The following is a 12,595-nucleotide window of genomic DNA, read 5'->3' as shown; positions in this document are numbered from 1 at the left end:
GCCTTGCGAGCTACTGCTCAGGTTAAAACCACGGCGCCGGTTGAAGCCTGCGCCGCGGCCATTTCAGTGCAACGGTGTTACAGGTAAAGCGTTGAATCAGACGCCGTTCTGCAGAAGCATGTTGCGTACGTGACCGATAGCCTTGGTTGGGTTAAGGCCTTTCGGACAAACGTTGACGCAGTTCATGATCCCACGGCAGCGGAACACGCTGAACGGATCGTCCAGTGAAGCCAGACGCTCACTGGTCCGGGTGTCACGGCTGTCAGCCAGGAAACGGTAGGCTTGCAGCAGTGCAGCCGGGCCCAGGAACTTGTCGGGGTTCCACCAGAAGGACGGGCAGGATGTCGAGCAGCAGGCGCACAGAATGCACTCGTACAGGCCATCGAGCTTTTCGCGCTCTTCCGGAGTCTGCAGACGTTCGATGGCCGGAGCCGGCGTGTCGTTCTGCAGGAATGGCTTCACCTTCTCGTACTGCTTGTAGAAGATGCTCATATCGACAACCAGGTCACGAATGACCGGCAGGCCCGGCAGCGGACGTACGATCAGCTTGCCCTTGGCAACCACAGCAGACACTGGCGTGATGCAGGCCAGGCCGTTCTTGCCGTTCATGTTCATGCCGTCGGAACCGCAGACGCCTTCACGGCACGAGCGGCGATACGAAAAACCTTGATCCTGTTCTTTGACCAGGGCCAGCACGTCCAGCACCATCAGGTCCTTACCACCGGTATCGACCTGAAACTCCTGCATGAACGGCGCAGCGTCCTGCTCAGGGTTGTAACGATAAACACTGACTTGCAACATATCGGCCACCCCTTAATAAGTCCGAATCTTAGGTTCAAAAGTCGGAACAGTTTTCGGCGAGAAGTTCACGGCACGCTTGGTTACGCGCTTGTCACCCGGGAAGTACAGGGTGTGGCACAACCAGTTCTCGTCGTCGCGATCTTCAAAGTCTTCACGGGCGTGAGCGCCGCGGGACTCTTTACGATGCTCTGCGGCAATCGCGGTAGCTTCTGCGACTTCCAGCAGGTTTTGCAGTTCAAGCGCTTCGATACGGGCAGTGTTGAACGCCTGGCTCTTGTCGTTGATCTTGACGTTGGCGATACGACCACGCAGGTCTGCCAACTGGGCAATACCCTTCTGCATGTATTCGCCGGTACGGAATACACCGAAGTAGTTCTGCATGCAGCTTTGCAACTCTTTACGCAGCGAGGCAACGTCTTCGCCTTCGGTGCGCTCGTTCAGGCCGGCAAGACGCGCCAGAGCGGCGTCGATGTCGGACTGGGAAGCACGGGCGTAATCAACACCTTCACGCAGGGCCTGCTCCAGGTGGATACCCGCAGCACGACCGAACACCACCAGATCGAGCAACGAGTTGCCGCCCAGACGGTTGGCACCGTGAACCGATACGCAAGCCACTTCACCTACAGCGAACAGACCCGGAATGATCTGATCCGTTCCAGCCGCGTCCTGAGTGATTGCCTGACCGTGAATATTGGTGGCAACGCCGCCCATCATATAGTGGCAGGTCGGTACCACAGGGATCGGCGCGGAAGCCGGGTCAACGTGTGCGAAGGTCTTGGACAGTTCCATGATGCCTGGCAGGCGGCTGTGCAGCACTTCCTCACCGAGGTGATCGAGCTTGAGCATCACGTGGTCACCGTCAGGACCACAGCCGTTACCGGCAATGATTTCCTTGACCATGGAACGCGCAACGACGTCACGACCGGCAAGGTCTTTCGCGTTCGGAGCATAACGCTCCATGAAACGCTCGCCGTGCTTGTTGATCAGGTAGCCGCCTTCACCGCGGCAGCCTTCGGTAACCAGTACACCTGCGCCAGCAATGCCGGTCGGGTGGAACTGCCACATCTCGATGTCCTGAACCGGCACACCGGCGCGCAGCGCCATGCCGATACCGTCGCCAGTGTTGATCAGGGCGTTGGTGGTCGAAGAGTAGATACGGCCTGCACCACCGGTCGCCAGTACAGTTGCGTTGGCGCGAATGTAAGAGGTCTCACCGGTTTCGATGCAGATGGCGATGATGCCGACGAACGCGCCGTCCTGGTTCTTCACCAGATCCACTGCGTAGTATTCGTTCAGGAATACGGTGCCGGCCTTCAGGTTGGCCTGATACAGGGTGTGCAACAGTGCGTGACCGGTACGGTCGGCCGCGGCGCAGGTACGTGCAGCCTGACCACCCTTGCCGAAGTCCTTGGACTGGCCACCAAACGGACGCTGATAGATACGACCCTGTTCGGTACGGGAAAACGGCAGGCCCATGTGCTCGAGCTCGAAGACCGCTTCCGGACCTACGGAACACATGTACTCGATAGCGTCCTGGTCGCCGATGTAGTCGGAACCCTTGACGGTATCGTACATGTGCCAGCGCCAGTCATCGTTCGGGTCGGCCGAAGCGATTGCGCAGGTGATGCCACCCTGTGCGGATACAGTGTGCGAGCGGGTCGGGAAGACCTTGGTGACCACGGCGGTCTTGTGACCACCCTGAGCGAGCTGCAGCGCAGCGCGCATGCCTGCACCGCCACCACCAATGATGATGGCGTCGAAAGAAAGCGTATTTGTGTTAGCCATGGATCAGATACCCCAAAGAATCTGCACGCCCCAGACGAAGTAGGCGAACATCAGAACACCGCATACCGCCTGGAACAGGAAACGGACTGCAGTCGCGGACTTGCCCAGCGCCATCGGCGTCAGGTAGTCGGTCGCGATGGTCCACATGCCGACCCAGGCGTGAGCGCCGAGGGCAACGAGGGCCAGCAGACTGAAGATGCGCATCCAGTTGTTCGCGAACAGATCATGCCATTGGGCGTAGCTCAGACCCGGGTGAAAGACCATGTATCCGATCAGGAAGATGAAATAAGCCGCGAGCACGACCGCAGAAACACGCTGCGCCATCCAGTCATAGAGGCCCGAACGTGAAAGGTTGGTGACGTTGGTTACCATATCCATACTCCTGCCAGAAGAATCAGTACCACGGAAACCGCGATAACGATTTTGGAGCCCAGCTTGCCGCCTTCCAGCGTCTCGCCCACTCCCGTGTCCATGATCAGGTGACGGATACCGGCCACCAGGTGATACAGCAGGGCAGACAGCAGCCCCCAGATGACAAGCTTGGCCAGCGGGCTGGTCAGACACGCCTTTACTTCACCGAAGCCCTCTTCGGATGCCAGCGACTTGTCCATTGCGTACAGCATGATTGCAATACCGACAAAGAGGATGACACCGGAGATACGGTGAAGGATGGACGTGTAAGCAGTGACTGGGAGCTTGATGGTCCTTAGGTCTAGATTTACAGGTCGTTGGCTATTCACGGCTTTTTTCACACTGAAGAGCCCCTAACAATCAGGGCAAGTTGTTGGGAAGTGCACTGGTCAGGTACCCACCACCCAGGAAGTGACGACCCCCTTCGAACAGGCCCAAAAGCCCCCGGCGGTCGGACGCCGAGTATAGACAGTTAGGTTACTAATGACAACGCACAGACTTACCGCCAATAGCGGATTGCGCTCGTCACGTAAAAGGCGTAAACGGCAGGAAACGGGCCTTGAAAAATATGCAGGAAGGCCTTCTGGAACGCGACTTTAGCCAAATTGACTTTAGAATTTATCTCACTATAGTGATGCGGGCCCTGCGTGGGGGGCCTGTCTGATGATTTGAAGCATAAATAGGAGGCCACATGGCTGACAAAAAAGCGCAGTTGATCATCGAGGGCGCTGCCCCCGTCGAGCTGCCAATTCTGACCGGTACAGTGGGTCCGGACGTGATCGACGTACGCGGTCTCACCGCCACCGGCCGCTTCACATTCGACCCTGGCTTCATGTCGACCGCCTCTTGCGAGTCGAAGATCACCTACATCGATGGTGACAACGGAATCCTGCTGCACCGCGGCTACCCTATCGAACAACTGGCCCAGCACTCCGACTACCTGGAGACCTGCTACCTGCTGCTCAATGGCGAATTGCCGACCGCCGAGCAGAAAGCCCAGTTCGTCGCCGTGGTCAAGAACCACACGATGGTCCACGAACAGCTCAAGACCTTTTTCAACGGCTTCCGTCGCGACGCCCACCCGATGGCCGTAATGTGCGGCGTGGTCGGCGCGCTTTCAGCGTTCTACCACGACTCGCTGGACATCAATAATCCGCAGCACCGCGAGATTTCCGCCGTACGCCTGGTCGCCAAGATGCCGACCCTGGCCGCCATGGTCTACAAGTACTCCATGGGTCAGCCCATGATGTACCCGCGCAATGACCTCAGCTACGCCGAAAACTTCCTGCACATGATGTTCAACACCCCGTGCGAGATCAAACCGATCAGCCCGGTGCTGGCCAAGGCGATGGACAAGATCTTCATCCTCCACGCCGACCACGAACAGAACGCCTCGACGTCCACAGTGCGCATGGCGGGCTCTTCGGGCGCCAACCCGTTCGCCTGTATTGCCGCAGGCATTGCAGCGCTCTGGGGCCCCGCTCACGGCGGCGCCAACGAGGCTGTACTGACCATGCTCGATGAAATCGGCGATGTTTCGAACATCGACACCTTCATCGCCAAGGCCAAGGACAAGAACGATCCGTTCAAGCTCATGGGCTTCGGTCACCGCGTCTACAAGAACCGTGACCCACGCGCCACCGTGATGAAGCAGACCTGCGACGAAGTGCTGAAAGAACTGGGCATCACCAACGATCCTCAGCTCGAACTGGCCATGCGCCTTGAAGAGATCGCCCTGACCGATCCGTACTTCATCGAGCGCTCGCTGTACCCGAACGTCGATTTCTACTCGGGCATCATCCTGAAAGCCATCGGCATTCCGACCAGCATGTTCACCGTGATCTTCGCCCTGGCGCGGACCGTCGGCTGGATCTCGCACTGGAAGGAAATGCTCTCGAGCCCTTACAAGATCGGCCGCCCACGCCAGCTGTACACCGGCAACGTGCAGCGCGACATTGTCGAGCTCAAAGACCGCAAGTAAGCCGTACTGCAAAACGAAAAAGGGCTGCCAATGGCAGCCCTTTTCAGTTATCGCATCAAGACCGTGACGTTATTGCGCTGCCCTCTCCCGCAACGCCTTCAGAGTGTTGAAAGGCGCGTCGACCACGAACTTGTTGGCCAGCATGGACGGCACGCTGCCGCCGGGCTCGGTGTGCACCTGATACGTTACCTCAGTCTGGTTGGGCCCTTTGGGCACCAGCTTCCAGAAACCTTCGACCTCCGCCACACGTACATAACCTTTCTCTTCGGGGATGTAGTCAGGCTGTTCCTGAATATTTCGGGTAAGACTGCCGTCAGCCCCCTCTTGCGTGGTAATCAGCAGCACCGAATCACGCGGCGTAACAGGCCAGGGCGTATTGAAACGCGTATAAGTCCAGGCCTTGTTGCCTTCATGCTTGAGCACCTTCTGTGACTGGCACTCATGGATCCAGGCACAGGCACCCGCCACGTCTTCCTGCAGCGCGCGCAACTTGCTCACGCTGGCATTGATGATCGCCACCCCGCGATACGCCTTGTACTTGGAGCCCGGCACATCACTGAGCGAAACCTTGATGCCGTCTTCGTCCTTGGCGACCTGCCAGTCTTCAGCCTGAACAGCCCCCACCAGCATTACAGTCAAGCCACAAGCGACAGCCATGCGATACAGCGGACCCATTGTCTTATTCCTTATTGTTGAGATGCCGACGAAACCATCATGTAGAACAGCTTGTTCAGGCAACTGCGGTCATTTTTTCCCACCATCCGATCAGACGGATCGCATCAGCCTGATCGACGCCACACACATCCTCCGCCGCCTTGAACTGACTGCAGACCGCTGGCCGTTCGGGATTACCGAACAACCCGCAAAGAAGCTCGATGGAAAGATGCAGACAGCGCTCCCCTGCCGGCTTGCCGTTCGGCATGCCCGGTATGGGAGACGTGATGGAAGGCGCGATGCAGCAGGCACCGCAACCAGAGCGGCAGTCCATGACCCGAACCCTTGCTGAATGATTGAAAGAAGCAGGATAGTACTCATCAATACGCCCGTTTGAAAACGGCGTTCCGGACGATGATGATGCCTTACTGGTGAAATTTGAAGTCCAGCGCTGCACCTTCGACGTCGCGACGGTTGTCATTACGCATCTGCAGCTGCATTTCATTGGACAGCAGTCGGCCATTCAACTCGAAGGCCCCTGAGTCCGAAGGCGAATCCTTGCCGCCGAACATCTGCGGCAATATCGGCTTTCGTTTGGCCGTGATGACATTGGCAGGTGGATCGAGCGCCTTGACCATCTCGGGAGGCAGGCTGAGGTCCAGCTTCGGCGGATTGAGACGCACGTCCCTGGCCTTGACCTCTTTGCCAGTCTTGGCAGCCACCTCACGCTTCACAGCTGTCGACTTTGTCGCCGCCGCTTTCACAGTCGGCCGGGGTTTTTCAACTGCCTCGAGGATAGGACGGGGTGCAACGGGCTGAGACGACTCCTTGCCAGCCACCACCGGCTTCACCGGAATATTGGGCATCAACTCGTGCATCGTCACGGGCGACTTCTCGGATGCCGAATCGGTGACCACAGACTCGCGTGGCGAATCGACCGTGGAACGCGCCTCGGCAGCGACTGGAGCCTGCGCCGCCGCAGGCGCGCTACTTTCGGTCTTTGGTTTGGGCACCGGCGTTTCCCGAGCGTCACACGCACCCAGTAAAACGATCACGCAAAGCCCCAGACAGCGAAACATATTCATAGGCAAAAGATCAGACAAGACAGTGGCAAAGCCGAAAGAGCTACATGCTGTGCTTTTGAGGCATGCATGACAAGCCAAGAGTTCCGAACATTTGACGAAAATCGGCTGGCATTCAGTAGGCTGGCGAAACTTCCTGACACAACTGTCTGGCCAACATTCCCAATGTCATCAATGCACGCTCCGCCTCCCTGTTCCAGGGCATTCCGCAATTGAGTCGAATACAGTGGTTGAATTGCTCGGTGTTACTGAAAATAAGCCCCGGCGCAATACTGATGCCCTGCTCCAACGCCCGGACATGAAGTTCCTGAGTATTGACCCGTCCAGGCAGGCTGACCCAAAGAATAAAACCGCCCGCCGGCCTGCTCATCTGCGTGCCTTCGGGAAACGATTGCTGAACCGCAAGTTGGTAGGCACTCAGATTCTTGCGGTATTCCAGCCGTATAAACCTGAGGTGCCGGTCGTAGCCGCCATTCTCCAGGTAAGCGGCAACTGCCATCTGCGTCACACTGCAGGCCGAATGGGTGCTGAAGGTTTGCAGGCGCTGGATTTCGGCCTGGTACTTGCCGGCGATCATCCAGCCCACGCGCACGCCCGGTGACAACGTCTTGGAGAAACTCGAGCAATAAATCACCCGCCCCAGTCGATCAAAGGCCTTGAGCGCCTTAGTGCGCCCCACCTCGAACATCAACTCGCCATAGACATCATCTTCGACGACCTGAATGTCGAAATCCGAAGCCAGTCGCAGAAGATTTTTCTGCCGCTCTTCAGGCATGGTGCCACCCAGCGGATTGCTCAGCCGGGAGGTCAGCACCAGCGCCTTGATCGACCACTGATTGGCAGCGAGCTGCAAGGCCTCAAGGCTGATGCCGGTGGCCGGATCACTTGGAATCTCGATGACTTTCAGGCCGAGCAGGTCAGCCAGTTGAAGCAGGCCGTAGTAGGCTGGCGACTCGGCGGCAATCAGATCGCCGGGACGAGTCAGGACGCGTAATGCCATCTGCAGCGCATCGACACAACCGTGTGTGATCACCACTTCAGACGGATCGACCACCACGCCCGCATCACGCATTCGAATAGCCACCTGCCTGCGCAACGGCTCGAAACCCGGGCTGAACATGTAACTGAATGCCCGCGGACTGTGAAAACGCGTGACCTTGGCGAGCTGCTGATGCAAAGCGCGAACAGGCAGATAGTCAACATGAGGCACGGCTGCACCCAGCGCGAAGACCCCCTCACGGCGCGACTCTTCGAGCACCTGCTGAATGATGCTGCTGCGCGTGACCAGCCCCGGACGCTCGACACGGGCTATATCAGGCGTGGAGGCGGTCAACGCAGGCGTCTGATGCACGTAATAGCCGGACTGCGGCCTGGCCCGGATCAAACCTTGATCTTCGAGGTTCGCATAGGCCTGCAGGACCGTGGCATGGCTGACATTGAGCTGCGAACTCATCTTGCGCACCGACGGCACACGCTCGCCGGGTTGATAAACACCACGACGAATGTCTTCAGCCAGTTGCTGAGCGATGCGCTGATAGAGCAAAAGATTGGTCATGACCACAGCCTCATGAGGGTCGGCCATTTTTTTATAAAACAGATTGGTGGTGGCCGACCATTGTCATGAAGTGTACTGGAACAGTTTGAGAACGGGCCAGCGAATGTGTGGGGTGCGGACAATTAGTGAGCGCACGTTCAAGCCAGGCACATTCCAGAGCGGACGCGGAGCGTCCTGAGCGGCGTTACCACGCAGGAGTGTGGGAACGATCATCAACCAACATTGATCGTGCCCATCGCGTGGGCATGCCGCCCGTGACGCTCCGCGTCACAAATGGCACAGACTGCGGATTCCGTAAGCCGAGCGCACGACTCAGGTCATCCTTCCCCCTAGGCAACTTTGACGGAGCAAAGCCAGAACCCAGCCTTAACGAGCCGCGCCAAGCTGACCCTTCTCGTCGGAAAAGACGATTTCAACGCGACGATTCTGAGCGCGCCCACGTTCGGTTGCGTTCACGTTGACCGGGAATTCCTGACCATAACCCTCGACCTTGATTCGCTTTTCATCGATCCCAAGGTCCATCAGCACGTCAGCAACGGCCTGTGCCCGATCACGGGACAGCTTGAGGTTTTCCTGACGATCACCGGTGCTGTCGGTATAGCCCTCGATCCTGACGATCCGGCGCGGGTTGATCTGCAGGAACTGCACGACCTTGAGCACGGTGCGACTCGCAGAATTCTTCAGCTCGGCATGGCCCGCATCAAACAGCACATCGCCCAGGGTCATGACCAGCCCACGATCGGTCTGGGTTGTGGCGAGGCTGAGGATCTGGTCTTCAAGCCACCTGCCCTGCTGCTGGGCGCTGGCCAGCTTGGCTTCGCGCAAGCCCAATTGCAGGCGCTGACGTTCCATTTCCATTTTCGCCAGACGCTCCTGGCTCAGCATGAGATTGCTGTGCTCACGGGCGATTTCGCTGTAGCGGCTGCTCAAATAGGCGTAATGATTCACGTCGGCGCCGCTGCCAAGGTAACTGGAGAGTCGCTCGGCACGAGCCAGTGACTCACCGGCACGAATCACGTCTTTCGGCGCACTGCGCAGTACATCGGTGTCCTCCTTGACCTTCTGGAAGTCCGCACTGGCCTGCTGCAGGGCCTGATCACTGTTCTGGTGACCGGCGCAACCGTAAAGACCTGCAGAGCCCAGCAACAGGCAAACGCTGAGCGCACGTGGAATGCGATTCATTGGGCGTCTCCCAGTTGCTTGCGCAAACGATTCAGGCGGGTGTTCAACTGCGTGATCTGCTCCTGGCTTTTCAGCGTCAGGACGCGCGCCTCTGCCAGACGGGCATCCAGCTCGGCCTGCTCGGCTTTCATGCGCGCGTCTTTGTAGGACTTGTCAGCCATGTCGGTACGGGCATCGGCGAACTTGGCCTCGGCCGTTTCCAGCTCGGGTTGCTCGTCAGCACCGACAGCCTTGGCCTGCTCAAGCGCCTGCTCGGTCAGCTTGAATTGCTCGGTCGGAACCGGATCACTGGCGCAACCGACCAGCATGGCGGCTGCCAGGGCGGCGATTGAAAAACGAATACTCACAAAAAACATCCCTACTTGGTTGAGGCGCTGGCACTGGCAGGCTGCAACAGCTGGGTTTTCCAGAGATCCAGATTGTGTCGGATCACTTCACCTGCAAGGCCGGAGGCGGCCGATTCTGTCATCTTTTTCGCCAGCTGTCCGCGCAACCATGGATCGTTGCAGGCCGAATTGAACGACAGCGCCAGGTAGAAACCGGGCCTGTCGAGAGGTAAAGGCTGGGCAACTACGTCAGCCGACAAGCCCAATGTCTGCACCATGACCATCCCCGCATAGCGACCGGCCAGCACGTAATCAACCTCGCCCAGCGCCAGTTTCTGGAATGCCGGGGTCAGACCGGAAACGCGCTCCAGCTTCAAATGCTGTCGGGTGGCCTCGTCGAAGTCAGGCGTCAGCCGCGTTTTGTCAGAGATGGCGCCGCTGTGACCATGAAGTTCGCTGAACGTCGTCAGCGGAACAGCATGATCATGACGTGTCCAGATCACGATATCGTTCTGCGCGATGGCTGGATGGATGTAGTCAAGGGCATCCAGTTGTGCGGCATTCATGGGCGCATCGGCCAGCAGGTCCATGCGTCCGGTGCGTACCTCTTCGAGGGCCTGGCTGCGCTTGCCTGCGTACAGAAACTCGACCTTGATACCCAGCTCTCCGGCCGCCTGTTTCAACAGATCAGCGTTGGCGCCCATCAGGTGCCTGGGATCCTGAGGATCGCGCCACAGGTAAGGCGGCGCGTCAGGGCTGCCGGTCACGATCAGCCGCTCACATTTACCCGCCGCAAAACCCAGCGCTGGCGACACAAGCAGCCCCAGCAGAAGCGAGCGCAACAGTCTGAAATGAGGAACGGAATGGCGTTGCATGGACAGCCCTTTTCACAAGTCGATAAAAAACCCGTTCATCAGACTTCAAACACCGCAGGCAAGCCTGACAGTGAATGAAGCCGAATGGAACGGGTTCTCTTTATAGTGGAAGAGCCTGAATCAGACCAGCTTCTCCAGCTCCGGGATTGCTTCGAACAGATCCGCTACCAAACCGTAATCGGCCACCTGGAAGATCGGCGCTTCTTCGTCCTTGTTGATCGCAACGATCACCTTGGAGTCCTTCATGCCCGCCAGATGCTGGATCGCGCCGGAGATACCGACCGCGATGTACAGCTGTGGCGCAACGATCTTGCCGGTCTGGCCGACCTGCATGTCGTTGGGCACGAAACCGGCATCGACGGCAGCGCGCGAAGCACCAACCGCAGCGCCCAGCTTGTCCGCCAGCGCGTACAGGTGCTTGAAGTTGTCACCGTTCTGCATGCCGCGACCGCCGGAAACGACGATTTTGGCAGCCGTCAGCTCAGGACGGTCGGACTTGGCCAGCTCTTCGCCGACGAAGCTCGACTTGCCCGCGTCGTGAGCAGCCGAAACCGCTTCGACCGACGCCGAACCGCCTTCTGCGGCAACCGGATCGAAGCCGGTGGCACGCACGGTGATGACCTTGACCGAAGCAGTGGACTGCACGGTGGCAATGGCGTTACCGGCGTAGATCGGACGGGTGAAGGTGTCAGCCGACTCGACCGAAATGATTTCCGAGATCTGGTCCACATCCAGCTGCGCAGCAACGCGCGGCAGGATGTTCTTGCCATTGGACGTGGCGGCAGCCAGTACGTGGCTGTGACCGGCGGCCAGCTCGACGACCAGCGGCGCGATGTTTTCCGGCAATTGATGCGCGTAGGCGGCGTTGTCGGCCACCAGCACTTTTGCCACGCCAGCGATTTTCGCAGCGGCTTCGGCCACGGCGCTTACGCCGGAACCGGCCACCAGCAGGTGGATGTCGCCACCGATCTTCTGGGCCGCAGCGAGGGTGTTGAGCGTAGCCGGGGCTACGGTTGCATTGTCGTGCTCAGCGATAACCAGGATCGTCATTTAGATTACCTTCGCTTCGGTTTTCAGTTTCTCGACCAGTTCGGCCACCGATTTGACCTTGATGCCCGCGCTGCGCGCAGCCGGTGCTTCGACCTTGAGGGTCTTGTTGGTCGAGGCCGTGGAAACGCCCAGTGCATCGGGTGTCAGCACTTCAAGCGGCTTCTTCTTGGCCTTCATGATGTTGGGCAGCGAGGCGTAACGCGGCTCGTTCAGACGCAGGTCTGTGGTCACGATGGCCGGCAGGCTCAGGGAAACGGTTTGCAGACCGCCGTCGATCTCGCGGGTCACGGCAACCTTGTCGCCCGACACTTCGACCTTGGACGCGAAGGTGCCCTGCGGATAGCCGCTCAGCGCAGCCAGCATCTGGCCAGTCTGATTGTTGTCGCTGTCGATGGCCTGTTTGCCAAGGATGACCAGTTGCGGCTGCTCCTTGTCGACAACGGCCTTGAGCAGCTTGGCAACGGCCAGGGACGTCAGCTCTTCGGCGGACTCGACCAGCACTGCGCGGTCGGCACCCAGTGCCAACGCAGTACGCAATTGCTCTTGAGCAGTGGTCGGGCCGATGGTCACCACCACGATCTCGGTCGCTACGCCCTTCTCTTTCAGGCGTACAGCCTCTTCCACGGCAATTTCGCAGAAAGGGTTCATGGACATTTTGACGTTGGCAAGATCGACGCCGGAGTTGTCCGCCTTGACGCGAACCTTGACGTTGTAGTCGACCACTCGTTTGACAGCTACAAGAACCTTCATGGATTCCTCACTCTCCGGTGAAAAGAAGTCGCCCGGCAATACCAGGCGATCGATATGTGTCCTCAACAAGCAATCGTATTCGTGCAGGCGAACATGCCTTGATGCAAATCCCGCCAAAAGCCCGATAAAAACAGGGCGTCACC

Annotated in this window: 14 protein-coding genes; 1 reads left to right on the top strand and 13 read right to left on the bottom strand. The window is 58.6% G+C overall.

Annotation, left to right across the window (positions count from 1 at the left end; all coding sequences use genetic code 11):
• Positions 1 to 96: 96 nt before the first annotated feature.
• From CFBP1590_RS10095 to sdhC, 4 genes are read right to left on the bottom strand one after another with little or no spacing between them, the layout of a single operon-like run.
• Positions 97 to 801: a succinate dehydrogenase iron-sulfur subunit gene (locus tag CFBP1590_RS10095; RefSeq protein ID WP_004882578.1), complete on the bottom strand. Its 705-nt coding sequence runs from the start codon at positions 799 to 801 to the stop codon at positions 97 to 99.
• 12 nt (positions 802 to 813) lie between these two features.
• Positions 814 to 2,586 carry a succinate dehydrogenase flavoprotein subunit gene (sdhA, locus tag CFBP1590_RS10090; RefSeq protein WP_004882579.1) on the bottom strand — a complete coding sequence of 591 codons (1,773 nt, stop codon included), beginning with the start codon at positions 2,584 to 2,586 and terminating at the stop codon, positions 814 to 816.
• Positions 2,587 to 2,589: 3 nt separating this feature from the next.
• Complete coding sequence (gene sdhD / locus CFBP1590_RS10085; protein ID WP_004882580.1) at positions 2,590 to 2,958, bottom strand: succinate dehydrogenase, hydrophobic membrane anchor protein; 369 nt, start codon at positions 2,956 to 2,958, stop codon at positions 2,590 to 2,592.
• Positions 2,952 to 3,338, bottom strand: a complete 387-nt coding sequence (sdhC, locus tag CFBP1590_RS10080; protein WP_004882581.1) for a succinate dehydrogenase, cytochrome b556 subunit — start codon at positions 3,336 to 3,338, stop codon at positions 2,952 to 2,954. Before sdhC ends, sdhD begins: the two co-directional genes overlap by 7 nt.
• A gap of 350 nt (positions 3,339 to 3,688) precedes the next feature.
• Here sdhC and gltA point away from each other — a divergent pair, with 350 nt between their 5' ends.
• Positions 3,689 to 4,978 (top strand): citrate synthase, encoded by a 1,290-nt coding sequence (gene gltA / locus CFBP1590_RS10075; RefSeq protein ID WP_004882582.1) that lies wholly within the window; start codon positions 3,689 to 3,691, stop codon positions 4,976 to 4,978.
• Between the two features lie 69 nt (positions 4,979 to 5,047).
• Here gltA and CFBP1590_RS10070 read toward each other — a convergent pair whose 3' ends face one another.
• The 9 genes from CFBP1590_RS10070 to CFBP1590_RS10030 form a co-directional block, all read right to left on the bottom strand.
• Complete coding sequence (locus CFBP1590_RS10070; protein WP_029241477.1) at positions 5,048 to 5,653, bottom strand: START domain-containing protein; 606 nt, start codon at positions 5,651 to 5,653, stop codon at positions 5,048 to 5,050.
• A 55-nt stretch (positions 5,654 to 5,708) separates the two neighbouring features.
• The gene (locus CFBP1590_RS10065) at positions 5,709 to 5,966 is read right to left on the bottom strand and encodes a YkgJ family cysteine cluster protein (protein ID WP_029241476.1); all 258 of its coding nucleotides are present in this window, start codon (positions 5,964 to 5,966) and stop codon (positions 5,709 to 5,711) included.
• Positions 5,967 to 6,057: 91 nt separating this feature from the next.
• Positions 6,058 to 6,717, bottom strand: coding sequence for a translation initiation factor 2 (locus CFBP1590_RS10060; RefSeq protein WP_162864278.1), 660 nt, complete (start codon positions 6,715 to 6,717; stop codon positions 6,058 to 6,060).
• Positions 6,718 to 6,829: 112 nt separating this feature from the next.
• Complete coding sequence (locus tag CFBP1590_RS10055) at positions 6,830 to 8,269, bottom strand: aminotransferase-like domain-containing protein (protein WP_029241474.1); 1,440 nt, start codon at positions 8,267 to 8,269, stop codon at positions 6,830 to 6,832.
• Positions 8,270 to 8,635: 366 nt separating this feature from the next.
• Positions 8,636 to 9,451, bottom strand: coding sequence for an OmpA family protein (locus tag CFBP1590_RS10050; protein WP_004882587.1), 816 nt, complete (start codon positions 9,449 to 9,451; stop codon positions 8,636 to 8,638).
• Positions 9,448 to 9,798 (bottom strand): DUF4398 domain-containing protein, encoded by a 351-nt coding sequence (locus CFBP1590_RS10045; RefSeq protein ID WP_025996416.1) that lies wholly within the window; start codon positions 9,796 to 9,798, stop codon positions 9,448 to 9,450. The genes CFBP1590_RS10050 and CFBP1590_RS10045 overlap by 4 nt, the downstream gene beginning before the upstream one ends.
• 11 nt (positions 9,799 to 9,809) lie before the next feature.
• The gene (locus tag CFBP1590_RS10040; protein ID WP_058433018.1) at positions 9,810 to 10,652 is read right to left on the bottom strand and encodes a substrate-binding periplasmic protein; all 843 of its coding nucleotides are present in this window, start codon (positions 10,650 to 10,652) and stop codon (positions 9,810 to 9,812) included.
• A gap of 120 nt (positions 10,653 to 10,772) precedes the next feature.
• Positions 10,773 to 11,702 carry an electron transfer flavoprotein subunit alpha/FixB family protein gene (locus CFBP1590_RS10035; RefSeq protein ID WP_069143268.1) on the bottom strand — a complete coding sequence of 310 codons (930 nt, stop codon included), beginning with the start codon at positions 11,700 to 11,702 and terminating at the stop codon, positions 10,773 to 10,775.
• Positions 11,703 to 12,452 carry an electron transfer flavoprotein subunit beta/FixA family protein gene (locus CFBP1590_RS10030; RefSeq protein ID WP_029241471.1) on the bottom strand — a complete coding sequence of 250 codons (750 nt, stop codon included), beginning with the start codon at positions 12,450 to 12,452 and terminating at the stop codon, positions 11,703 to 11,705.
• Positions 12,453 to 12,595 lie beyond the last annotated feature (143 nt).

It is taken from the genome of Pseudomonas viridiflava, from assembly GCF_900184295.1.
In the GTDB taxonomy this organism is placed as follows: Bacteria; Pseudomonadota; Gammaproteobacteria; order Pseudomonadales; family Pseudomonadaceae; genus Aquipseudomonas; species Aquipseudomonas viridiflava.
This window is presented reverse-complemented; position numbering and strand designations above follow the sequence as displayed.